Source organism: Halomonas sp. 3A7M (genome assembly GCF_014897875.1).
Taxonomy (GTDB): Bacteria; Pseudomonadota; Gammaproteobacteria; order Pseudomonadales; family Halomonadaceae; genus Vreelandella.
Genome location: NZ_JABUZD010000019.1, coordinates 26,475 through 50,742, shown reverse-complemented (window position 1 = coordinate 50,742; position 24,268 = coordinate 26,475). Strand labels below are relative to the sequence as shown.

Below are 24,268 nucleotides of genomic sequence, written 5' to 3'. Positions count from 1 at the left end.
TTTGGTTGTAGTTTTCGTCAATTCGCTGGACTAATACTTGGCTGCAGTGAATAAAGGGCACCAAAAACCAGCTAGTCTGGTTTAAATACGCCATAGGGGGTTGCTGTGAGAAGCTCCCTTTCGATCACCTGACTGAGAACGGTACTTTGATAATGCGCAGAACTGCCACCATGACACTCTGGGAGTCGCTTTGGCACTCCCATGACCAAGCCAAAAACCTACTTATGTGCGCGTTGCCAGCCGCTGGCGCTGGACGCTCATCCTCTGCTACGTCAGGTGAGCAACAACATTCGGGTAGCAAACCGCCAAAGCCACCTGCCTATACGACAGCTCAAAAGGTTGGGCTAGTGCTAGGGCCGATGCTGTTTGCCTTCGTACTGCTGTTTTTTCACCCGGCGGAGCTTAGCTTAGAAGGCCGCATGGTGCTTGCTACCACGCTTTGGGTAGCCGTGTGGTGGATTACCGAAGCCATCCCTATTCCTGTTACGTCACTTTTGCCCATTGTATTGCTGCCGATCACCGGCGCCCTTGAGAGTAGTGCGGTTACGGCAGCATACGGCAATCCTATTATCTTCCTTTTCCTCGGTGGTTTTATGATTGCCCTGGCGATGGAGAAGTGGGATCTGCATAAGCGTATTGCCCTCACCATTATTTCAGTATTGGGCACCAGCATTAACAGTATTGTGTTCGGCTTTATGGCGGCCACTGGCTTTTTGTCGATGTGGGTATCCAACACGGCGTCGGTCATGATGATGCTGCCTATTGGCACCGCGATTGTGTATCAGGTAACCCAGGAGCTTAATAAGAGCGAGGGTGATCACAGCGAAGACATCGATAAATTCAGTAAAGCACTGATTTTTGGCGTTGGTTACGGCGGCACTTTCGGCGGTTTGGGTACCCTGATCGGTACGCCTCCCAATATTATTCTGGCAGCGATTGTGAATGAGTTGTTTGGCGTTGAAATTACCTTTGCCAGTTGGATGATGTTTGCTTTCCCTGTCGTTGTGGTGCTGCTGTTTATTGGTTGGCTAATGCTGACACGCTTTATTTACCCGATTAACTTCAGCAACCTTCCGGGTGGCAAAGCGCTCATTGCTAAAGAAAAGGCAGCGCTGGGTAAGATCACCTTTGAAGAGAAAGCCGTGCTGGTTGTTTTCCTGTTAGCGGCGTTTTTCTGGATTACCCGTTCTTTCCTGTGGCAAGGCCAAATACTCACCATTCCGGGGATTAACGACACGATGATCGCCATTGTGGCGGCAATTGCGCTGTTTTTAATTCCTTCGCCAAGCAAAGGCGGCTGCCTGCTGGGGTGGGATATTGCCAAAGACGTACCCTGGGGCATTCTGCTGCTATTTGGCGGTGGCTTGGCGATTGCTGCTGGCTTCGGTTCCTCTGGATTAGCCGCCTGGATTGGTGGTCAGATGAGTGTGCTGGAAGGTGTTAACTTCTTGCTGGTGATCTTGTTAGCCGCTGGAATGGTGTTGTTCTTGACTGAAATCACTTCCAATACAGCAACGGCCACGATGATTCTTCCGGTGCTTGCCTCGCTGGCGTTGGCGTTGGATATCCATCCGTTCGTACTAATGGTACCTGCGGCCATGGCAGCTAACTGCGCCTTTATGCTGCCGGTGGGTACACCCCCCAATGCGATTATTTTTGCGACCGGAAAAATCAAAATTATCGAAATGGTACGCAACGGCTTTTGGCTAAATATTTTCGCACTACTGCTGATTGTTGCGGCGGTTTATTTCTTATTGCCCCTCATGTGGGGAATCGATCTAACCACCTATCCGGACGCGTTCCGCGACTAACAGCCAGTCACTACTGTTGCTTCAGCCCCGCCATGTGCGGGGCTTTTTGTAGAAAGCTTTGGTAGAAAGCTTTTTGTGCTGCGTGACGGACAGTTTGGAATGCAGATTGCTATGATGGGGCATATTTTTTGCGTTGAGCCTGCCATGCGACTACTTCATACCGCCGATTGGCACCTAGGGCGGCTGTTTCACAACCTCTCCCTGCTGGAAGACCAGCGCCATGTACTGAACCAGCTACTGGATATTATCGACCGCGATGCGGTGGATGCTGTGCTGGTTGCAGGCGATATCTACGACCGTTCGGTGCCGCCATCCGCTGCCGTCACGCTGTTAGATGAGGTGCTTGGTGAGCTATGTGAAAAGCGTGGCCTACCGGTGATTATGATTTCCGGCAACCACGACGGCGCTGAGCGACTCGGCTTCGGGGCGCGCCACCTGCGCCAAGCAGGGCTGCATATTTTGTCTGATCTATCTGCCTGCGATCACCCGGTGACACTGTCGGTTAATGGGGAAGAGGTGGATGTGTTCGGTATTCCCTACGCTGACCCGGAGTATGTGCGCAGCCAGTTTTCGGTGGATGTCCGCGATTTCGACAGCGCCCACCGTTACTTAGTCGAACGTATCAACACCCAGCGTCAAGCGGGCCGACCGACTGTGCTTATGAGCCACTGCTTTGTGGATGGCGGCAGTGCCAGCGATTCAGAGCGCCCGTTAACCTTGGGGGGCGCGGAAAGTGTTGCTTGGGAGCCGATGCAGTCGTTTGACTATGTCGCCTTAGGCCACCTTCATGGGCCGCAATATCGCGGTGGTGAACATATTCGCTACAGCGGCTCGTTGCTTAAATACAGCTTCTCAGAGGCCAACCAGCGCAAAGGCGTCACGCTGGTGGATATTGGCCCCGAAGGCGTGAGGCAGATCGAGCACCGCCCGCTGACGCCGCGCCGAGAGGTGCGTGTGTTGGAAGGCGAGCTGGCCGAGCTGCTAACACTAGGCAGAACCGATCCCCAAGCCGATGACTATTTGTTAGTGCGGATGACCGACCGCCACGCGATTCTTGACCCCATGGGCAAGCTACGCGAGGTCTACCCCAACGTGCTGCATTTAGAAAAGCCCGGCATGTTGGAAGCCCAAGGGCGTCAGCAGTTAGATCGCGAACGGCTGCAGTTCAGCGCGTTGGATATGTTTAGTGATTTCTTTAGCCAAACCAGCGGGGGCAACATGAGTGATGAGCAGGCCAGTGCCATGCGTGAGCTCATCACCACCCTAAGTCGTGAGCAGGAGAGCCAGTTATGACGCCGTTGACGCTCACCATGCAGGCGTTTGGCCCCTTTGCAGGCAGTGAAACGATCGACTTTACTGCGCTGGGCAAAAGCCCATTGTTTCTGATTAATGGCCCCACGGGCGCAGGGAAGAGCTCGATATTAGATGCCATCTGTTTTGCGCTTTACGGCCAGACCACTGGTAATGACCGCGATGCCGGGCAAATGCGCTGTGACCAAGCTGCTGCTAGCTTGTTGACCGAGGTGAGCTTGGATTTTCGCCTGCGCGATAGTGCTTACCGAGTGCGCCGGGTGCCCCAGCAGGAGCGCCCCAAGGCGACTGGTGAAGGCACTACCACACAAAGCGCTGAAGCCCAGCTGTGGCGGCTTACCCCGGAGGGTGATAAGGATGAATGTTTGGTGGCGCGTAAGGTCACCGATGCCAACAGCCAGCTACACGCTTTAATAGGTCTGGATGCTAATCAATTTCGCCAAGTAATGGTGCTCCCCCAGGGGAAGTTTCGTGAACTGTTGTTAGCGGAATCGAAAGATCGCGAGAAGATTTTTTCGCAGCTATTTCAAACCCAGATTTTTCAGCGTATTGAAGAGCGCCTGCGTACCCAGGCGAATCAAATTGAGCGAGCGGTGAATGATCACCGCCAGCATATCAGCGGCATTTTGGCCGGGGGCGAGCTGGAAAGCGAAGCAGCATTGGCGCAAGAAGTAGAGGCGCTAACCCCGCAAGTAGGGCAAGCGCGTCAGCGTTTTGAAACCGCTCAGCAGCAGCGCCGTAGTGCTGAACAGCGACGAGATGAAGCCCAAGCGTTACAGCGCCAATTTGAAGCGCGGGACAGCCTTGCCACGGAGAAAGCACGCCACCTTGAGCAGCAGGCGCAAATAACGGCCTCTCAGAACCGCTTGACCCAAAGCGACCACGCTCAAGCGCTACGACCCTACAGTGCTGCGTTAGTCCAAGCCCAGCAGGCACTCACTACCGCCCAGGAAGAGCAGCGACAGGCCGATGCCGCGCTGACTACCCAGCGTACGAATACTGAGCAAGCCAAACGTACCTTTGAAGCGACACGCCAGCGCCAGATCGAACTCCCTGCACTGCGCGAGCGCCATCGTCAGTTGGGAGAGTTTATCCACAGAAGCCAGCAGTTAAGTGAGCTTGAAGCGCGCTGGCAAGCGGCACAAAACGCTTGGCAACAAGCCGATGACATACTTAAGCGTGATGAAGCTCAATTAGACGGTATTCGCCAGCAAGGTGAAGCGCTAAGCATTACTCTTGAGCAGCTGCAAACGGAAAGTCAGCAGTTGGCCAGCGCCCCTGCAGAGCTGAGCCGCCATGAGAGCCTGCTAGCTCAGCGACAGGAGTTGGAGGAGCTGATACGGCAGGGGCGCGAACTTGTCGCTCAACAACAGCAGGCAACGGCGGCGCTTAAAGGTCGGCGAAGGGAAGCAGAGCAGGCTAAACGCCACGCAACTGAGCAAGAGGTGCGCTGGCACCAAGGGCAAGCCGCACTGTTAGCGCTCACCCTGGAAGAGGACGCGCCTTGCCCGGTGTGTGGCAGCCTTGAACACCCATCCCCAGCGGTTCAGCATGCTGATATCGTTACCCAAGCGCAGGTAGAAGAAGCCCGCTCAATTGAGGAGCAGGCCCGCCACGCCTTCCAAACCGCCGAGCGTCAGGAGCAACAGCTAGCACAGCAGCTTAGCTATAACGCTGAGCAAGCGCAGCGACTTCGTCACCAGCTTGGTGAGTGGGCCAGCCAACCGCCGTTTGAGTTGCAACAAGCCTGCGAACAATTGCGCTGCCAAGTCGCACGTCGGCAACATGTCGAGAGTGAGATTAACCGGCAAAGCGCTGCCCGTGACGAGCTACGTAGCGGCTGGGGCACGCTGGACAAACAGATCAAAGTCCAGCGGCCTCAGGTTGAAAAGGCCAAAGAGGAGGCGTTACGGCTAGAGAGCCAGCGCGATCAATTAAGTCAATCACTGCCAGAAGATGCCCGTAACCCGTTGGCCATGCGCCAAACGCTCACTGAACTTGATAACCAAATTGCTGAGCTTGAACAGGCCTGGGAGCGAGCACAACAGGTGCTTTCGACGAGCCAGACCCAGCAGGCGCGGGCAGAAGAGCAGCTGCGCAGCGCAAACCAGCAGCTGGCGCGTAACCAGCAAGCACTTGAGCAGGTCCAGGCTGAGTGGCAAACGGCGCTACAAGCTAGTTCATTTGAAAGTGAAGCTGCTTATCAGGCGGCTCAGCTAGAGGATAACCAACGGCAAGACCTGGCTCGCCAAGTAGAGGCCTATCAACGCCGTTTGGCTGATCTTGACGGCGCGCTACACAATTATCACGCCCAGCTGGCCGAAAAAACGCCGCCAGATCTCGCCGCACTCACCACACTCACCGAAGCCGCCCAAGCGGAGGAGCACACTCAACTCGATGCGTGGCGGGCGCTAGATGGGCGGTTAAATACGTTGCAGGGAGTTCGCCAGAAACTTACCGCTGCCCGTGCGGCCCAGGCCGAGCTTGAAGCCCAGTATCGGGTGTGGGGGACATTAAGCGAAGTGGCTAACGGGCGCACCGGTAATCGCATTAGCTTGCAGCGGTTTGTGCTAGGAGTGCTGCTGGACGACGTACTGATCCAAGCGTCTGAACGGCTGGTGCGTATGAGCCGCGGGCGCTACCAGTTGGTACGCCGCGAAGACCCATCCAAGGGCAATAAAGCCTCTGGATTGGAGTTGGATGTGGCCGATACCTACACTGGCAAGAGTCGCTCGGTAGCGACGCTTTCCGGCGGCGAGTCCTTTATGGCGGCCTTGGCGTTGGCACTAGGGCTTTCTGACGTGGTACAGGCCTACGCAGGCGGGATTCAGTTGGATACGCTATTTATTGATGAGGGCTTTGGTAGCCTTGATCAGGATGCATTAGACCAAGCGATTGCTATGCTCAGTGAGTTACAAATGGGCGGGCGAATGATCGGGATTATCTCTCATGTCAGCGAACTCAAAGAGCAAATGCCTGTCCGTGTTGAAGTGCGTGCCAGCCGACTTGGTAGCTCGGTGGAAGTGAAGGGCACGCTTCTTTAATGCCTGGGGTGGCGTTAATTCATGCTGCGTTCATACAGCATGTTTTATAACGGAAGTGAATCGTCTAGCGAGCCCTAGAGATACTATCCACTTAGGAGTGCAAGGATGAACGCAAGCAAGATTTTACAACAGTTGATGAAGCAGGCCAGCGGTAGCAGAAGTAGTGGAAACAGTGGTGGAAACAGCGGAAGCGGTTTCGATGTTAAAGGCGTTATTGATGGGCTATCGCGCCAGCTAGGCGGTGGTAGCAGTAGCGCAGGCCAGGGCTCGCGGCAAGGGGGCGGCTCTAGCGGTTTTGATATGAAGAGCCTGTTAGGTGGTGGCGCAATGGGCATGCTCATTGGCTCTAAGCGTGGTCGTAGCATGGGCGGTAAAGCGCTCAAGTACGGCGCAATTGCTGGTGTGGGCATGCTGGCCTGGAAAGCATGGCAAAGCTCTCAGGAAGGGAAAAATGCTGCTAACTCGTCCAGTGCTGCTCAAAATGCATCCGAGGGCGAACGGGTAGAAGTGCTTAGCGGTGAGTATCAAGAGCGGCGCAGCCTTGAGCTGTTGCAAGCAATGATTATGGCCGCCAGGGCCGATGGCCACATTGATGAGCAAGAGCAGGCACTCATCACAGAGCAGATCGATGCGCTAGGTGCCGATCAGGAGATGCATCGCTGGGTCGAGCAGCAGCTCAATGCCCCGCTGGATGCTCAGACACTTGCCCGTGAAGCCGACTCCCCCCAGGCTGCCCGCGAGATGTATCTGATCAGCGTCGCTGTCACTGATGATCAAAATCCCATGGAGCGCGCTTGGTTGGATCAATTGGCAAGTGCGCTGAATCTCTCGCCCGACATGGCTGCCGAGCTTGAACGCCAGGCGCAGCAGGCCGGTTAATGCTGGATACCATTAATTTTTGGCTAGCCACCGGCTTTGGGCTGGGGCTAGCGCCGGTGGCGCCGGGTACGGTAGGTTCGCTGCTGGGAATTCCATTAGCATGGTGGTTGTTAAGTAAGCCAACCCGTCAGCAAGCGGCCATAACGGGGCTGTTAGTTGCTGCAGCTGTTCCAGTATGTCATGCAGCTTCGCTGCACTTTGCGGGTGCTGACCATGGCAGCATCGTCGCCGACGAATATGTCGCGTTCCCGCTAGCGGTATTGGGGCTAACAGCCGCCCGAAATCCACTCGTTATGGCCCTGGCGTTTGGAGTTTATCGCTTCTTTGATTCGCTGAAGCCGCCGCCAATTCATTTGGCAGAGTATGTGCAGGGTGGCTTCGGAATTGTGTTAGACGATGTTATTGCGGCGTTAGTGACGTGGGGAGTGATGGCCCTAATAGTGAGATTTTGGCAGCGCCGAACCGCTGAACAACACTAAAACCCATAACAATACTAGTAACCAAAAAAGCGCCGCTAGCCTGTTGAAAGCTAGCGGCGCGCTCTTTTCATGACCTATGATTCTGAGCGTTTACCGCCTCACTCTTTAACAACAATGACCGACTTTGCGTTAACGAACTCAAGCATGCCAAAACCACCATGCTCACGCCCATAACCGGAGTTTTTAACGCCACCAAACGGCATTTCCGGGGTGGCAACGCCAAAGCCATTGATAAACACCATGCCAGTGTCGAAGTACTTGCTGGCAAGCTCAGTGGCACGCTTCACGTCTTTAGAGATGATGCCACCACCGAGGCCATAACGGCTGTCGTTAGCAATGCGCATGGCGTCTTCGTCGTCTTTAGCGCGAATCAGCGCCGCGACGGGTCCGAATAGCTCGTCATCGTAGGCGGGCTGGCCGGGCGTCACGTTATCCAGCACGGTCACTGGGTAAAACGCGCCTTTGTCAGATGGTTTTTCGCCGCCGCAGAGAATTTTTGCGCCTTTGCGTACACTCTGTTCCACCTGCTCGTGGAGAGCATCGCGAAGGTCAACCCGCGCCATGGGGCCTAGGTCGGTGTCATCTGCCCTGGGATCGCCTACTTTCAGCGCCCTCATTTTTTCCACAAAACGCTCTTTGAACGCTTCGTAGTTGGCATCGGTCACCACGAAGCGTTTTGCAGCCACGCAGGTCTGTCCGGTATTAAACACTCGGCCAGTGACGCAGGTTTTGACGGCAACATCGAGATCGGCATCATCCAGCACCAAATAGGCATCGTTTGAACCCAATTCCAGTACGGTTTTTTTCAGGTGCTCGGCGGCTTTTGCCGCCACTTTACGTCCTGCACCATCACTACCCGTAAGCGTAACGCCACGAACCGCCTTGTGTGCAATCACCTCATCAGATACATCGTGAGAGATAATGATCGCGCGGAAAACGTTTTCCGGTAGGCCAGCCTCACGATAAATTTTTTCGAGCAGTAGGCCACTGCCAGTGACATTCTCAGCATGTTTCAGGAGCACGCTATTACCCGCCATAATGTTGGCGATGGAGTAACGCACTACCTGATAAGCAGGGAAATTCCACGGCTGTATGCCATAGATAACGCCCATGGGTGAGTAAGTAACAATGCCACGCTCGCCGTTGCTGGGGTTGCGCTCTTCGTCAGCTAATGTGGTGGGGCCATGCTTCGCGGTGTAATCGCATATACCTGCGCAAAGCTCGACTTCCTGGCGGGCTTGGTTGGGTAACTTGCCCATTTCCTTCACCATCAGTTCAGCAAGCTCTTCTTTATTGGCGTTAAGCGCCTCGCCAATGGCTTTCACTACCTTAGCGCGCTGTTCAAGTGGTTTAAGCCGCCAGTCGAGAAACGCTTCATGACTAGCCTCGACAATCTGCTTGGCATGGCTGGCATCCATTAGCGCATAAGTCTCAAGCGTTTCGCCGGTGGTTGGGTTGATGGTTGTGATGCTGTTGCTCATAAGATCTCCTATCTTTTGATCAACGGGGCGTTAAAGAATAGATCAGTTATTAGCCGACTGGTCTATTAATGCTGATCCTCCACTCTAGTAAAAAAACGTCGGTTTGCCCAAATTGATTGTTAGCGTCTTAACTACAGCGCTCCCTCTAGGGCAGTCGTCGGTAAAAAATGTTCCGTTAAACTTGCGCGTTAAGGGTAGGCTACTCAAATATCGGCCCTCCTGCCTCTTCGCCCCATACCTCTTCCAGGCGATTGTCCCGACCACAGCTCAAACGATAGAACCGGTAACGTAGCGGATTTTTTTCATAGTAATCCTGGTGGTACTCTTCAGCTTCCCAAAACTCGCTGGCAGGGGCTATCTCAGTCGCTATAGCCTGGTCAAAGCGTGCTTCCATTTCAGCTTTCGACGCTTCTGCTAGCTCTCGTTGTTCATCACTATGGTAAAAAATGGCTGAGCGGTACTGGTCACCGCTGTCGCAAAACTGGCGGTCTACGGCGAAGGGGTCAATATTGCGCCAGAAAATCTCTAGCAGCTGTTCGTAGCTGATTTTGCTGTCGTCGTAGGTAATTTGCACCACTTCGACATGGCCAGTTCCACCGCGAGAAATCTGTTCGTAGGTAGGGTTTTCAAGCTCGCCGCCCATATAACCAGAGATGGTGGCGCTGACGCCGGGCTGCTTATCGTAGGGCGGTTCCATGCACCAAAAACAGCCGCCAGCAAACGTGGCTTCCGCATTAGACTGGGCATGGAGTGGCGTGCTGGCGAGACCTGCGGCAGCTATAACACACAGCGTTAAGGGCTGAGATAAGGGGCGAAAAAGGTGGAATCGAATCATGGTAAGCACTCCGGTGGACGTGGTGAGTTATCGCTCGATGTAGAGTCGATTAGTGGCAACGTTGGCGACTACCTTACATAACCTATTCGCTACCCCAGCCGGTAAGGCCATACTGTGTCTAACGTATCCAATGCCGCTTTGAGCGTCGGCTCCGCAGCGCGTTCTTTGCGCCATATCATGCTAAGTGCGCAGGGCAGGCGAATATTTTCGGCTACAGCCAAACCGCTTTCCTGGCGTTCGGCCATTGCCAGCGCGTCCCTTGCTAAGCTTAGACCCACTCCCGCACGTACTAAATCCAGCATACAAGCTTCTTGGTCTACTTGGGCAACCCTATTAGGCGTGGCGCCACTTGGGGTTAGGACGCGTTCTAGCAGCCGGTGGTGTGCCGAGACTGAGGGCGTGACTATCCAGGGAAGCTTGGCTAGAGCTTCCCAGCGAGTGTCTAACAGTTTGGTTTCCCAGCCTGCTGGGGCAATGACGTGATAGTGGAAGTGGGTCAGCTCACGCCAAGCAAGGATTTCGCTTCCTGATCCTTCGCCGGGAGGGGCGAGAAAAAAGCCCACATCCAGTTCGCCTTGCTCTACCTTCGTTAATACGTTGCCACTCATCCCGTGATGCAACTCGGTTTCCAATTGAGGGGCGCGAGCCATCAATCGGCTGAGAAATTTACCCAGGCGAATAAATTCCGGGTCAACAATCGTGCCGATTTTTAGTTTTCCTCGCAGGGTGCTGTGCAAAGCGCTAGCGCGTTGCTCAAAGGCCAGGGCGCTGGCCAGGGCATTTTCTGCGGCGGGCAATAACGCATAGCCGTCGGCAGTTAGCGTTAATCCCTGAGGGCGACGGGTGAATAGGGTTAACCCTAAGTGCTGCTGAAGTTGCTTCAACTTTAGGCTGACGGCGGGTTGAGTCAGGCATAGCTGGTCAGCTGCCCGTGAAACGCTTCCGGTACGTGCGACGGCTACAAATGCCCGTAGCGCTGAGTTTTCTTGCATAAGCGAGCACCTGTTGTCGTTGTGTTATTTGAAAAGTTTATATCTGGGTTAAAAATTACTCAATTGATTGCCTCACAGAGCTGGTTAATCTGTCAGTACTTAATTCGGTATTTTAATCTGCTTATAAAGGTAGCCAAATGACAACAACCACTATTAATCATTTCATTAACGGGCAGATCAGCCAGGGAAGCTCGGGTCTCTCTCAAAATGTCTTTAATCCTGCGACGGGTAACGTCACCGGAAACGTGGTGCTTGCCTCTGCACACGATGTCGATAGTGCTGTGCAAGCCGCTAAAGCGGCATTTCCTACTTGGGCTGACACCCCGCCCATTCGTCGGGCACGGGTTATGTTCAAGTTTTTGGAGCTGCTCAACACCCATAAAGATGCATTGGCGGAAGCAATTACTAAAGAGCATGGCAAAGTGTTTACCGATGCCCAGGGCGAAGTTGCCCGGGGGATTGATATCGTTGAATTCGCTTGCGGTATCCCTCAGTTGTTAAAGGGCGACTATACCGAGCAGGTGAGTACGGGGATTGATAACTGGACCATGCGACAGCCATTGGGCGTAGTGGCTGGCATTACGCCGTTCAACTTCCCTGTCATGGTACCGATGTGGATGTTCCCCGTAGCGATTGCTGCAGGTAACACCTTTGTTCTTAAGCCTAGTCCGCTTGACCCTAGCGCCTCGCTGATGATCGCCGATCTGCTCAAGCAGGCGGGTCTGCCGGATGGTGTGTTCAACGTGGTTCAGGGCGATAAAGACAGCGTTGAAGCGTTGATCGACCATCCGGATGTTAAAGCGTTGTCGTTCGTTGGTTCTACGCCGATTGCTAACCTGATTTACGAGCGCGGTGCTAAGCACGGTAAGCGGGTGCAAGCACTGGGTGGCGCTAAAAACCATATGGTAGTGATGCCGGATGCCAACCTGGATAAAGCCGTGGATGCCTTGATTGGCGCTGCCTACGGCTCGGCGGGCGAACGTTGTATGGCGATCAGCGTGGCGGTGCTGGTGGGCGATGTGGCGGATGGCGTGGTGGCTCAGTTGGCTGAACGTGCCAAGGCGCTGAAAGTTAAAGACGGCATGCAGTTGGATGCGGAAATGGGCCCGATTGTCACCCGTCAGGCCCATGAGCGGATTACCGGTTACATTAATAAAGGCGTAGAAGAAGGTGCACACTTGGTGGTGGATGGCCGAGAATTCGATGCCGCGCAAACCGGCGACGGCTGTGGCGAAGGCTTCTGGATGGGCGGTACTCTGTTTGATCATGTCACTCCCGAGATGACCATTTACAAAGAAGAGATATTCGGCCCAGTGCTGGCCTGTATTCGAGTGCCGGATATTGCCACCGCCATTCAATTGATCAATGACCATGAATTTGGTAACGGAGTGAGCTGCTTCACTGAGAGCGGTAGCGTTGCGCGGGAATTTGGTCGCCGTATTCAGGTGGGCATGGTCGGCATCAATGTGCCCATTCCGGTACCCATGGCATGGCACGGTTTCGGCGGTTGGAAGCGTTCGCTGTTTGGCGATACGCATGCTTATGGCGAAGAGGGCGTGCGCTTCTATACCAAACAGAAATCCATTATGCAGCGCTGGTCAGACTCTATTGATTCAGGCGCTGAGTTTGTGATGCCTACGGCGAAGTAACGCCATTACGTTACGGGAGCCAGTTCATGTCACATGCTACTAATAATAACTTCGATTATATTGTGATCGGCGCAGGCACCGCAGGGTGCCTGATGGCTAATAGACTCAGCGCTAATCCAAATAATAAGGTGCTGCTAATTGAAGCGGGCGGGCCGGATAACTACCACTGGATTCATATCCCGGTGGGCTATCTTTACTGCATCAACAACCCGCGCACAGACTGGCTGTTTCGTACCGAGCCTGACAAAGGGCTCAATGGCCGCTCACTGATTTACCCCCGGGGTAAAACGCTGGGGGGCTGCTCCAGCATTAACGGCATGCTTTATCTACGTGGTCAGGCACGGGATTACGATCACTGGGCCGAGTTGACCGGCGATGACGCCTGGCGGTGGGAGAACTGCTTGCCAGATTTCATGAAACACGAAAACCACCACCGTTTGGATGAAGGCGGTGATGGTGATGCCGATCATCGCCGTTATCATGGCCATGGTGGCGAATGGCGGATCGAAAAACAGCGCTTAAGCTGGCGAGTGCTAGATGATTTCGCTGAAGCGGCGGTGCAAGCGGGTATTCCGCGCACTGACGATTTTAATCGTGGTGATAACGAAGGCGTTAACTATTTTGAAGTTAACCAGCGCAATGGCTGGCGCTGGAATACTTCTAAAGCGTTTTTGCGGCCGATCAAGCAACGCATAAACCTAACGATCTGGCACTCTACCCACGTCAATCGTTTGCTATTTGAACCACAAGATGGCCAACCACGCTGCACGGGCGCTGAGCTTTTGCGTGAAGGCACAACGATCAACGTGACAGCCAATAAAGAAGTTGTGCTGAGTGCTGGCGCTATCGGTTCGCCACAGATTCTGCAGCTTTCCGGTATTGGCGCGCCCGAGCTATTACAACAACACGGTATTGATGTGGTGTCAGCGCTACCCGGCGTAGGCGAAAACTTGCAGGATCACTTGCAGATTCGCTCCGTCTATAAAGTAAAAGGGGCAAAAACGCTCAATACCATGGCCAGTACTCTGTTGGGTAAAGCCATGATTGGTTTAGAATACGTGCTGAAACGTCGGGGGCCGATGAGCATGGCGCCTTCTCAGTTATGTATCTTTACGCGTAGTTCTGACGAGTATCAGCACGCCAACATCGAGTACCACGTACAGCCATTAAGCCTGGATGCGTTTGGCCAGCCGTTACACGACTTCCCGGCGATTACTGCCAGTGTCTGCAACCTTAACCCCACAAGCCGTGGCTCGGTAAGGATCAAAAACCGTGATCCACAAACGGCGCCCGCCATTGAGCCTAACTACCTGAGCACGCAAGAAGACCGCAAGGTGGCGGCAGACTCATTGCGGGTTACGCGGCGGATTGCCGAGCAGCAGGCATTCGCTAAGTATCAGCCAGAAGAGTTTAAGCCTGGGGTGCAGTATCAAAGTGACGAAGAGCTGGCCAAATTGGCGGGCGATATCGGTACCACTATATTTCATCCCGTTGGGACGGCGAAAATGGGCCGCGATGACGATCCGGGGGCCGTGGTGGATTCCAAACTGTGTGTTAAGGGCGTGAGCGGTCTGCGAGTAGTGGACGCCAGTATTATGCCGACCATTACCAGCGGTAATACCAACTCACCTACCTTAATGATTGCTGAGAAAGCAGCAGGGTGGATGGTGTCCGCGGACTAGTCATCACCCTGACATTTTTTTTAACTATAGTATTGACGTGCGGCTAAGTTAAGCGCATACTGAATGCAGTTGGTTAGCAAGTCGAACGTTGTCAGCAGTATCGAAACGCCCAAGCGTTTAGTCTGGTGAAAGTTTCTTGTTCTACCCACTGCAACTCGGGTATTACCCGGCTCTACATCAAGCTACATCGAGGATTTCGATCATGGCAACTGGTACCGTTAAGTGGTTTAACGACACTAAAGGCTTCGGCTTCATTTCTCCGGACGACAATGGCGACGATCTGTTCGCGCATTTCTCTGAAATTCAAGCTGACGGCTTCAAAACTCTGCAAGACGGTCAGAAGGTTTCCTTCGACGTTACTCAGGGTAAAAAAGGCCTTCAGGCTTCTAACATCAAAGTTCTTTAATTAGAAACGATGATGTTCGCTGTTAGCGGCTAACGCTAATATGCTAAAAAACCCCGCGAAAGCGGGGTTTTTTCGTTGCTACTTAGTCAATACCCTGCACACTCCATGCGCCTATATTCCTTTTTGTTCTTACTGTGTTTCTAAAAATAACTTTTTAGAATATCTTCGAAGCGGCACAATGCTCCTAAGATTTTAGGTTAGGGATGCAGGATATGTCGCTGGATGCTTGGATAGCCGTGGGGGTAGTGCTGACTATCTTCCCGTTAATGACACTGTCTCGACTGGGGCCGGACATTATTCTGCTTGGTGCCGTCGTAGTGTTAATGACCTTGGGTGTCATTGATCCGCAACAGGCGCTGGGCGGTTTTTCTAACAGTGGCTTATTTACCGTGGCCTTCATGTATGTGTTGGTTGCCAGTATTCGTGAAACGGGTGGCATTGACCTGATTATTCGCTATGTACTGGGTCGCCCTAACAGTGAGCGGGGGGCGCTTGTTCGGCTGCTGTTACCCGTGGCATCGCTGAGCGGTTTTCTCAATAACACGCCCGTAGTGGCTACCTACATCCCTGCTGTAATGAGTTGGAGTCGGCGACTAAGGCTTTCTCCTCAACGGCTTTTAATGCCGCTCAGCTTTGCTTCCATTCTAGGCGGTACCATTACACTGTTTGGTACCAGTACTAACTTAGTTGTGCATGGTTTGTTAGTAGAGCGCTATCCCGCGCTTGAGATGGGGCTATTTGATTTAGCGTGGGTAGGTGTCCCTGTTGCGCTGGTGGGTCTTGCTTATCTTATCTTCTTAGGGCCACGCTTATTGCCCTCACGAGAGGGGATGTCAAAAGCGTTTGCTAACCCTCGCGAGTTCACTATCGAAATGGAAGTTGATCCTGCAGGGGTGCTGGTTGATCGTACGGTGGAAGAAGCTGGGTTACGCCACCTTCAAGAGCTTTTTCTAGTCGAAATTGAGCGTGCAGGTAATGTGGTGAGTGTGGTGGGGCCAGGCGAGCAACTAAAGGCAGGCGACCGACTCGTTTTTGTGGGCACCTCGGACGCCGCTGTAGAGCTACAGCAGATTCGTGGACTCATCCCTTCTCGTGATGCGGCGTCGAGTTTGGAAAAAGAGTTTAAAGAGCGCCGCTTGGTTGAAGCGGTGGTATCGAACCAGTGTCAATTTATTGGACAGCGGATTCGTGACGGCCGTTTTAGAACGCTGTATGGCGCTGCTGTATTAGCAATCTGTCGTGGCGGTGAGCGGGTAACCGGCAACTTAGGTCAAGTCCGTTTGCAACCTGCTGATGTGCTGCTGTTAGAAGCACGCCCTCCGTTCATTGAGCGCCACCGCCAATCGAAAGACTTTCTTTTAATTAGTGAGTTGAACGGTTCAGCGCGACCTGTTCATGAAAAAGCCCCGCTGGCATGGGCGATTCTGTTGGGGGCGGTGCTGTTGGCGGCATTAGGTGTCTTAAGTATGCTCAATGCTGCCATGTTGGGCGCGGCGCTCGCGCTGTTAACCGGTTGTTGTTCCGTGGGCGCTGCTAAGCGTGGCCTGGATACGCAAGTGTTACTGACCATTGCAGCATCTTTCGGGGTGGGGGCTGCGCTGCAAACATCCGGCGCGGCGGATTTCCTGGCGGGCAGTGTTCTATCGCTGGTGGCGGGTAACCCGCTGTTGCTATTAATTGCCACTTATTGCGTCGTGGCAATGTTAACCGAGTTGGTAACCAATAATGCCGCTGCGGTGATCATTTTTCCGGTGGTTATGGCTGCAGCAGAAAGCCTGGGGGTTAACCCGATGCCCTACGTGGTGGCAGTAATGTTTGCTGCCTCGGCGAGTTTTTTGACGCCTATTGGTTATCAAACGAACCTCATGGTGCATGGCCCTGGCGGCTACCGGGTCAGTGATTTCTTACGCGTTGGTGGTGGCTTAAACCTATTGACGGGAGCCATTGCCTTAACCCTTATTCCACTGGTTTGGCCGCTTTAAGCAGGCAAATGACTCGCCCAACGCGTCACTTTACGCTAGGGTGGCGCTTTTAACGTTAGCAAGGAAAGAGCCCATGACAGCCCCAGGCGAACTGATTATTGAACCGCAAAATGGTCAACCCGCCGATGCGTGCGTGTTTATTATTCACGGGTTGGGTGCCGATGGGCACGATTTTGAGCCGCTAGTGCCAGCCCTGACGCTACCGGACTCAGCGCATGTGCGTTTTATTATGCCCCATGCGCCGCGCTTGCCGGTCACTATTAATGGCGGCATGGTGATGCCTGCGTGGTACGACATTCTCGCTATGGACTTAGGGCGTCGGGTAGATGAAGCGCAGCTGAAAACGTCTGCTGAACGTATCCAGGCACTGATTGAAGAACAGATTGATCAAGGGATCGACAGCCGTCGTATTATCGTAGCGGGTTTTTCCCAGGGTGGCGCAGTCGCTTATCAGGCGGCCCTCTCTTTCCCTCAGCCTCTTGGCGGGCTGTTGGCCATGTCGACCTATTTTGCAACGGCCGATAGCATCGATTTAGCTGAATCCAATCGTGATATACCCATCGAAGCACACCATGGGAATTTCGACCCCATCGTTCCTGAAACTCTGGGCCGCAGTGGTGTCGAACGTCTAAAAGAAATGGGCTACACGGTTAATTATCGTCAGTATCCGATGGCGCATGCGCTATGCCCGCAGCAGGTAAATGATATCGGCAAGTGGTTGAGCGAGCGGTTGGGCTAAGTGGGTAAGCAGTACCGAGGTCGTAGAGCTGGCGTACCTGGTGATATCCCTCGTGAGGGGTGGCTCGATATTATTTGGCGTGTAGTGCGTGCTGCACGTCGGGACCGGATTACTATCTTTGCCGCGGGCATCGCTTTTTATGCCCTGCTGGCGTTATTTCCGACCATTGCCGCCGTTATTTCTCTTTGGGGTTTGCTGTTTGATCCTGTTGAGGCAGGCCGCCAGCTTTACGAAATTAGCCGCTTTATGCCACCGGATGCGGCAAACTTGATTGATCAGCAGGCTCAAGAGGTGGTCGAAACGACAGAGTCTGGCAATGTGATGACAGCGCTTGCGGGGCTGTTAGTGGCCATGTACATCGCATCGAAAAGTGTTTCTGTGTTAGTGGTTGGCTTAAACGTAGTGTATGGCGAACACGAAAAGCGCCCGTTATTGCTACGTGGTGTCGTGCTGGTATCGTTGACCTTTGGTTTGATCATAATGACGCTAGTGTCACTGGGGTTTATCGCCATTGTGCCGATAGTGGTTGATGCGCTGACGATTGAGCCACCGGTGGATAGTGTTTTGAAATGGCTGCGTTGGCCCGCGCTGTTGTTACTGATGAGCGTGCTTATTGCTTTGCTGTATCGTTACGCGCCTTATCGACGTTCTGCCCAGTGGCGCTGGTTAAGCTATGGCACGCTGTTTGCCACCACTATGTGGTTACTAGGCTCAGGTGGCTTGTCGCTTTACGTACGTTACTTTTCTACCTTTAGTGAGCTGTATGGCTCTCTTGGTGCTGTTGTGGCGCTAATGCTGTGGTTTTGGCTGTCAGCGTTTGTGGTGCTGTTTGGTGCCGAACTCAACTGCGAAATGGAGCGCCAGACCTGCAACGACACAACGGTGGGAGCTGCTCGTTCACTTGGCGAACGTCAGGCATTTGCTGCCGACACGGTAGGTGTTGAAAACCCCTGGAATAGCGAAAATGTTGATACGCGACACCAATCGCGAGATTAATGAACTGGTAAATAATAGCTACTAAACAACACCGACCAGCTTTGCTGGGCGGTGTTGTTTAGTGGAAGTGTGAATCGGTAGGGTTTTTGCGGCAAACGTTACAACAGCTCTTCGGCAGCCAGTGCCAAGCGTGAACGTTCAACGCTTTTCAGGGTGATGTGCCCAGCATGGGGCCAATCCCTAAATCGTTCGACAACAGCAGCCATGCCACAGGTGTTGGCGGTGAGGTAGGGCGTATCGATCTGGCCAACGTTGCCTAAACAGACAATTTTGGTATTTCGACCCGCTCGGGTTACCAGCGACTTAAGTTGTTTAGGGGTGAAGTTTTGCGCCTCGTCAATAATCAAGAACGTATCGTTTAAGGTGCGCCCACGCATGAAGCTCGGTGCGCGGATCTGCACCCTGGAGCCAATTAACTGCCGAGTAGCACCATTATCCCAGCTAGATTCCCCTTCTTCATTACGCAACAGGTTGTCCATATTGTCGTGGAAGGCACCCATCCACGGTGACATTTTCTCCTCTTCGGTGCCCGGTAAGAAACCGATATCTTCACCCATGGGTATTGGCGCACGGGTAAACACAATGCGCTCAAATAGTTTGGCGTCCAGTGTTTGCTGGAACGCCGCAGCGAGTGTCATAAAGGTTTTGCCGGTGCCTGCATTGCCTGCAATGGTGACCAGGTCAATGTCCGGGTCCATCAGTAGGTTGAGGGTGAAGTTTTGCCGACTATCGTGGGCATGAACGCCCCATACGCCCGCATGGTGACGGTAGTTGGTAAGTAGCTGTAGTCGGGCAGATGACGGTGAAAGCTCACGGACAATGGCTTCAAACTCAGCGCCATTTTCGCTATCGGATACCAGCATGCCGACATGCCAATGGCGAGGCATGTTGCCACTTAGCTGATAAAAGGTGTGGTGGTCGACACGTTCAACGGTGACCTCGACATTGAGCGCTTCCCACAGCGAAGCACCATCCTGTCCGGCAGTGGCGTAAACCTGTGCGCCTTCAATCATGGCATCGCTGTCAGAATAGGCGCGATCATTCAGGTAATCTTCCACTGGCACTTTTAGCGCGGCAGCTTTCACCCTCAGGTTGATGTCTTTAGTGATCAGGATGACGGAAGCATCCGGACGCTCATCGCGTAACCGGCAGGTTTCCGCCAGAATGCGGTTGTCGGGGTTGTCATCAAGGGAGTCGAAGGGTTTAAGGTCGTTGTAGCACAAAAAATGGAGGCGGCCTGATTCACCACTGATGCGGGGAATAGGAATGCCTTTCTGGATTTCATCGAAGGTGACTTGGCTGGTTAAGTCGGAAAGAGTACGGCTAATTTGCCGCGCCGTACGGGCGATCTCTCTGATACCGTTTTTATGCTTGTCTAGCTCCTCGAGTACAGTCATGGGGATAACGACGTCGTGCTCATCAAAGTGGTAGAGCGCGGCGGGGTCGTGGATAAGGACATTCGTGTCTAGGACATACAGCCTAGTCGCTTTCTTATCGAGTCGTACCATCGTGGAAACTACTCCTTAGTTGACGGCAACATCGACACTGGCAGATGCACTTTACGCTTAGATGACACTCACCTGTGCCGGTTCTCTAGCGTGTCCTTTTGATCTCCTTATTTAGCACTTTTTTACAAGTTCCTTAACAGAGTGGAAGGCATAAGCAATTTTTTCCAATGCTCTATTTCAACGTTATTACAAAGCATCAACGGGTAGTGCCTAAAAAGCGTGACACTTTCGTTAGCAGAGCGGTGGCGACCACGCCCAGGCTTTCACCTTCTACGTAGCGATAATAGTGGCTGTCCAGGGCGAGATCATGATTTAACGCGCAAAGCTGATGGCTTTCTATGGCTTCTTTCACTAATGGGTAGGGTAGCAGTGCCCAGCCAGTGCCATTGATGGCGGCATCGCGAATGACCTCGAACATGGTCAGCCCGAGGTAGTTTGTCGAAAAAAGTGCCTCACTGACTAGCTTATCGCCCTGCTCATAGGTTAAGCACACCTGAGTATATTGGGCGAGATCATCGCGGGTAACACTGGGTAAGCGGCTTAGCGGGTGCGACGTTGCCGCTACTAGACACATGCTCACCGGTGCAAGATTACTGGCATTTACGTCGGCACCCTCAGCGGTATACAACCCAAAGGCGATATCAACGGTTTGGCGAAGGACGAACTGTGGGTGCTCTTGGGGAGGCAATAAATATACCGAGATGGCCGTAAGTGGATAGCGCTGCTTTAAATCGTGCATGACTTGTCGCCAAAATGCTTCAGGCAACGCATCATCCCTGGCAATGCATAGCTGGCTTTCTACGCCTTGCAGGTGCTGTTGGCAGTGTTTTTTGATTCGGCTGGCACTTGTCAGCAGTCGGTAGCAGTCCGGCAGCACGCTTTCACCTACTGCAGTGAGTTGTAGGCTATTGCCTGAACGCTCGAACAGCACGACCCCAAGACTATCTTCCAAAGCATTCACTGTGGCACTTAGCGTGCTGCGCTTTATCCCGGTGTGTCGCGCGGCCGCTGCAAAGGAGCCATGTTCAGTAACGTCAATAAACGCCTGCACTTGTTCTGCGCGCATGGGTTACTCCATTGAGAGCCAAGAAAGTTGGCGCTGAGCGATTGGTGAAACGTTAGTGTACTCACTATGATGCGTTGGGTTTAACATACTTTACTGGAGTATTTCGCGTGACCCCCTTTGTCGCCGAGCGCCGTGCGCTCAGATTTTCTGCTGTCTCTGCCAGCCTGTTTGCCTTTACCGGCCTTGCGCTCGGGCTTGCCAGTGGATCAATTACTATTTTATTCGATAGTGGCTATTCGCTATTAAGTTTAGTGCTGGCGTCGCTGTCGTTGTTTGCGTTAAAGCAGGCGCGCAAACCGGCAGATAATCATTACCCCTTTGGGCGGCTGACCGTAGAGCCGTTGGCTGTGCTGCTTAAAGGCGTAGTGATCGCGTTAGTGTGCCTGTTCTCAATGGTGTCTGCTGTGTGGAGTCTTGCGCAAGGCGGGCGGCTGGTAACGTTAGATCTTGCGTTGATGTTTGGTGTGGTGAATGTGGCAGGCTGTTTACTGACTTGGTGGTGGTTGAAACGCTATGCTCGAATTGCGCGCTCATCACTGCTGGCCGCCGAGCTGCGCCAGTGGCAAATGGACACATGGCTGAGTGCCGCTGTGATGCTGGGCTTTGCGCTCACATGGGGTTTAACGCTTACTCCTTGGGCTCATCTGGCGCGTTTTGCTGATCCTGTGATGGTGCTGATTATCGCCGGATACTTCTTGCCGATGCCTATTCGTATGATGCGTGGCGCGCTGCGCGAATTGATGTTTGGCGAACCGTTGGGTAGCGTTCGCCAGGACGTAGTGCAAAAGGTGGCAGATTTCGATATTACCAACGACGACGTGCGTTTAGCTCAGGTTGGTAGTTTTTTAATGGTAGATATTCAGTTAGATAAGCAGCAAATCAATGATGCTGAAGAGATTGTCGAAAGCGTGGAGCAGCATTGTAAGCTGCGTAACCTGCGTGCAGTGACCAGCATTACATTGGTAACTTAATTTATTAGCAGCAGAATAGGCAGCAGTGACAGCGCTGCCGCAACCTGAGCCGTTGCCGATAGGCGTTTAGTCGTTTGCTCTCTTTTGAGGCTTACCTTTGCGCTGGGTGCTTGCCATCTCTTCAAGTTCCTCTTCGCTCATTGAGTCATACATGTCTTTAGAGGAATCATAAAGTTCACTAGGCTTTGTTTCACCACGCTTGGCAGAAAGCGCCGCTCCCGCGGCTTTCTGCTGCGCTTTGGAAGTTGCTTTCATAGGTCGACTCCTGTCAGTTGACTTCCTTAAACCAATCACGATATTAAGCTTAGCAGAGAGCAGTGCTCTTTCCAGACGAGCTGACGATGTTAACTTAAGAGAATTCCATGACACCGGCGATTAATAGCGCGAAACACGCGGGAATTGCGTTTCAGATCCATGAGTATCAACACGATGCTGCTGCGCAATCTTACGGGCTGGAGGCAGCTGAAAAACTGGGTGTTGCCGCTCAGCAAGTGTTTAAAACCTTGGTAGTTACCCTGGATGGTAAGCAGTTGGCAGTTGGTATTGTACCGGTCACCAGCCAGCTGGGGTTAAAGCAAATTGCTAAAGCGGCAGGGGCGAAAAAAGCGTCAATGGCGGCGCCAGGTGATGTGGAACGGACCACGGGGTATGTGCTTGGTGGTGTTAGCCCGCTGGGCCAGAAAAAGCGTCTGCCTACGTTTATCGACGACTCGGCGCAGACATTTTCGACACTGTATGTAAGCGCGGGGCGACGTGGGCTGGAGATTGAGCTTGCTCCGAACGACTTAGCAGTGTTATGCCAGGGGCGTTTTGCGGCGCTAGCAACGACTCTTTCCTAATCTCTGATCTACTATTTATGGAACTAGCAACCACTCATCTATGGGGCTAGCAACCACCCATGTTGTACCGTTCGCCTATCCTTGCCAAGGCATAGGTTGGCGCTTTCTGGTATGGTGCTTCACATTATAGGTTTGCTGGGCAATATAGCCCCTTCAGGATAATTTTGTGTCTGACACTTCTTTTGCATCGCTTGCGCTCTCTCCTGCGCTTTTAAGCAACTTAGATTCCCTTGGCTATCACGCAATGACGCCTGTGCAGGCGCAAAGCCTGCCACCGATGTTAGCGGGGCGTGATGTGTTGGCTCAGGCCAAAACGGGGTCGGGGAAAACCGCTGCCTTTGGCTTGGCACTGCTGGCTGAGTTGCGCGTAGAAGCATTTGCTGTACAGGGCCTTGTGCTGTGCCCCACCCGAGAACTCGCCGACCAGGTGGCCGAAGAACTACGCCGTTTAGCGCGTGGGTTGCCCAACGTTAAAGTGCTTACCCTATGCGGCGGAGCGCCGTTTGGGCCACAGCTAGGCTCCTTGGAACATGGTGCGCATATTGTTGTGGGTACGCCGGGGCGTATCGACGAGCATTTGCGCAAAGGCTCGTTGACACTGGGGTCGCTTACCACCTTGGTACTTGATGAAGCCGATCGTATGCTCGATATGGGTTTTCAAGACACCATTGATGCGATCATTGATGAGACCCCAGCTGATCGCCAAACGCTGCTGTTTAGTGCGACATTCCCAGACGATCAGGCTTCAGGTGGCCTGACTGCTATGACCCGCGGCATTATGCGTGAGCCAGTGATGGTCAAAGTGGCCGAGGTTCATGATGCCACTACTATTGATCAACACTTCTATGACGTTGCCAATGAAGAGGCGCGTTTCGCGGCCCTTCAACAGCTGCTACTGGTTTATCGGCCAGCGACCAGCGTGGTGTTCTGCAACACTAAACGCGAAACTCAGGCAGTGGCTGAGCAACTGGTGGATGCCGGCTTTAGCGCCGTGGCGCTCAACGGCGACTTAGAGCAGAAAGATCGTGATCGTCGCCTCATTCTGTTTGCTAACCAAAGTGCGTCTATTCTAGTAGCAACGGATGTTGCTGCGCGCGGTTTAGATATTGCCCAATTAGACGCGGTGTTTAATTATCAGATTGCCCGTGAGCTTGATGTTCACGTGCATCGAGTAGGGCGAACCGGGCGCGCAGGGGCTAGCGGCATTGCCTGTACGCTGGTCACACCTAAGGAGCATTATCGGCTGGAGCGGTTGGAAGGCTTGCTAGAACAACCGATTACCACCGAACCCTTGCCCAAACCCCAGCATTCAGTGCCATTTGAACCGCCTATGGCAACACTGCAGTTGGCGGGGGGGAAGAAAGACAAGTTGCGTCCAGGTGATATCCTGGGGGCACTAACCAGCGAAGGTGGCCTGCGTGGCGATCAGGTAGGCAAAATTAAAGTGCTGGCCCGCAGTGCTTATGTGGCGGTGGAGTATGGTGCTGTTCAAAAAGCCCAGGCCAAACTTGAACGTGACAAGCTTAAAGGGCGCGCTTTCCGCGTCCGCCGTATTCGCTATTGATCGATTAATGAGTGTGCACAGATAGTAAAGAGGA

Annotated in this window: 20 protein-coding genes; 14 read left to right on the top strand and 6 right to left on the bottom strand. The window is 53.3% G+C overall.

What is annotated here, in order from left to right; translation table 11 throughout:
* Positions 1-170: 170 nt before the first annotated feature.
* From INT19_RS01380 to INT19_RS01360, 5 genes are all read left to right on the top strand, one after another.
* Positions 171-1,811, top strand: a complete 1,641-nt coding sequence (locus tag INT19_RS01380) for an SLC13 family permease (protein WP_193059435.1) — start codon at positions 171-173, stop codon at positions 1,809-1,811.
* 144 nt (positions 1,812-1,955) lie between these two features.
* Entirely contained in the window at positions 1,956-3,104 is a 1,149-nt protein-coding gene (locus INT19_RS01375; protein WP_193059434.1) for an exonuclease SbcCD subunit D, read from the top strand.
* Positions 3,101-6,166: an AAA family ATPase gene (locus tag INT19_RS01370; protein WP_193059416.1), complete on the top strand. Its 3,066-nt coding sequence runs from the start codon at positions 3,101-3,103 to the stop codon at positions 6,164-6,166. Before INT19_RS01375 ends, INT19_RS01370 begins: the two co-directional genes overlap by 4 nt.
* A gap of 105 nt (positions 6,167-6,271) precedes the next feature.
* Positions 6,272-7,045 (top strand): tellurite resistance TerB family protein, encoded by a 774-nt coding sequence (locus tag INT19_RS01365; protein WP_193059415.1) that lies wholly within the window; start codon positions 6,272-6,274, stop codon positions 7,043-7,045.
* Positions 7,045-7,524, top strand: a complete 480-nt coding sequence (locus tag INT19_RS01360; RefSeq protein WP_193059414.1) for a phosphatidylglycerophosphatase A family protein — start codon at positions 7,045-7,047, stop codon at positions 7,522-7,524. Before INT19_RS01365 ends, INT19_RS01360 begins: the two co-directional genes overlap by 1 nt.
* A gap of 98 nt (positions 7,525-7,622) precedes the next feature.
* Here INT19_RS01360 and INT19_RS01355 read toward each other — a convergent pair whose 3' ends face one another.
* The 3 genes from INT19_RS01355 to INT19_RS01345 all read right to left on the bottom strand — a co-directional run bounded on the left by INT19_RS01355 (position 7,623) and on the right by INT19_RS01345 (position 10,832).
* Positions 7,623-9,005, bottom strand: coding sequence for an NAD-dependent succinate-semialdehyde dehydrogenase (locus INT19_RS01355; protein WP_193059413.1), 1,383 nt, complete (start codon positions 9,003-9,005; stop codon positions 7,623-7,625).
* A 199-nt stretch (positions 9,006-9,204) separates the two neighbouring features.
* Entirely contained in the window at positions 9,205-9,840 is a 636-nt protein-coding gene (msrA, locus tag INT19_RS01350; protein ID WP_193059412.1) for a peptide-methionine (S)-S-oxide reductase MsrA, read from the bottom strand.
* An 89-nt stretch (positions 9,841-9,929) separates the two neighbouring features.
* Positions 9,930-10,832: a LysR family transcriptional regulator gene (locus tag INT19_RS01345; protein WP_193059411.1), complete on the bottom strand. Its 903-nt coding sequence runs from the start codon at positions 10,830-10,832 to the stop codon at positions 9,930-9,932.
* A gap of 137 nt (positions 10,833-10,969) precedes the next feature.
* Here INT19_RS01345 and INT19_RS01340 point away from each other — a divergent pair, with 137 nt between their 5' ends.
* From INT19_RS01340 to INT19_RS01315, 6 genes are all read left to right on the top strand, one after another.
* Positions 10,970-12,481, top strand: coding sequence for a CoA-acylating methylmalonate-semialdehyde dehydrogenase (locus INT19_RS01340; protein ID WP_193059410.1), 1,512 nt, complete (start codon positions 10,970-10,972; stop codon positions 12,479-12,481).
* Positions 12,482-12,507: 26 nt separating this feature from the next.
* Positions 12,508-14,163, top strand: a complete 1,656-nt coding sequence (locus tag INT19_RS01335) for a GMC family oxidoreductase (RefSeq protein WP_193059409.1) — start codon at positions 12,508-12,510, stop codon at positions 14,161-14,163.
* Positions 14,164-14,365: 202 nt separating this feature from the next.
* On the top strand, positions 14,366-14,569 hold the full coding sequence (locus tag INT19_RS01330) for a cold-shock protein (RefSeq protein WP_009101184.1): 204 nt from the start codon (positions 14,366-14,368) through the stop codon (positions 14,567-14,569).
* A gap of 212 nt (positions 14,570-14,781) precedes the next feature.
* Positions 14,782-16,551, top strand: a complete 1,770-nt coding sequence (locus tag INT19_RS01325) for an SLC13 family permease (protein ID WP_193059408.1) — start codon at positions 14,782-14,784, stop codon at positions 16,549-16,551.
* Between the two features lie 73 nt (positions 16,552-16,624).
* A complete protein-coding gene (locus INT19_RS01320; protein ID WP_193059407.1) occupies positions 16,625-17,290 on the top strand; it encodes an alpha/beta hydrolase in 666 nt (221 codons plus the stop codon).
* Entirely contained in the window at positions 17,291-18,286 is a 996-nt protein-coding gene (locus INT19_RS01315; RefSeq protein WP_193059406.1) for a YihY/virulence factor BrkB family protein, read from the top strand.
* Positions 18,287-18,384: 98 nt separating this feature from the next.
* Here the strand turns inward: INT19_RS01315 and INT19_RS01310 are convergent, their stop codons facing one another.
* On the bottom strand, positions 18,385-19,794 hold the full coding sequence (locus INT19_RS01310) for a PhoH family protein (protein ID WP_193059405.1): 1,410 nt from the start codon (positions 19,792-19,794) through the stop codon (positions 18,385-18,387).
* A gap of 196 nt (positions 19,795-19,990) precedes the next feature.
* Positions 19,991-20,860, bottom strand: coding sequence for a LysR family transcriptional regulator (locus INT19_RS01305; protein WP_038477383.1), 870 nt, complete (start codon positions 20,858-20,860; stop codon positions 19,991-19,993).
* A gap of 107 nt (positions 20,861-20,967) precedes the next feature.
* Between INT19_RS01305 and INT19_RS01300 the strand changes: the two genes are divergently transcribed.
* Positions 20,968-21,831 carry a cation diffusion facilitator family transporter gene (locus INT19_RS01300; RefSeq protein ID WP_193059404.1) on the top strand — a complete coding sequence of 288 codons (864 nt, stop codon included), beginning with the start codon at positions 20,968-20,970 and terminating at the stop codon, positions 21,829-21,831.
* Between the two features lie 66 nt (positions 21,832-21,897).
* Here INT19_RS01300 and INT19_RS01295 read toward each other — a convergent pair whose 3' ends face one another.
* On the bottom strand, positions 21,898-22,086 hold the full coding sequence (locus INT19_RS01295; protein ID WP_038477378.1) for a DUF3008 family protein: 189 nt from the start codon (positions 22,084-22,086) through the stop codon (positions 21,898-21,900).
* 107 nt (positions 22,087-22,193) lie between these two features.
* Between INT19_RS01295 and ybaK the strand changes: the two genes are divergently transcribed.
* Positions 22,194-22,670 carry a Cys-tRNA(Pro) deacylase gene (gene ybaK, locus INT19_RS01290; protein WP_193059403.1) on the top strand — a complete coding sequence of 159 codons (477 nt, stop codon included), beginning with the start codon at positions 22,194-22,196 and terminating at the stop codon, positions 22,668-22,670.
* Between the two features lie 166 nt (positions 22,671-22,836).
* Positions 22,837-24,234 (top strand): ATP-dependent RNA helicase DbpA, encoded by a 1,398-nt coding sequence (gene dbpA / locus INT19_RS01285; RefSeq protein WP_193059402.1) that lies wholly within the window; start codon positions 22,837-22,839, stop codon positions 24,232-24,234.
* The last annotated feature ends 34 nt before the right edge of the window (positions 24,235-24,268 follow it).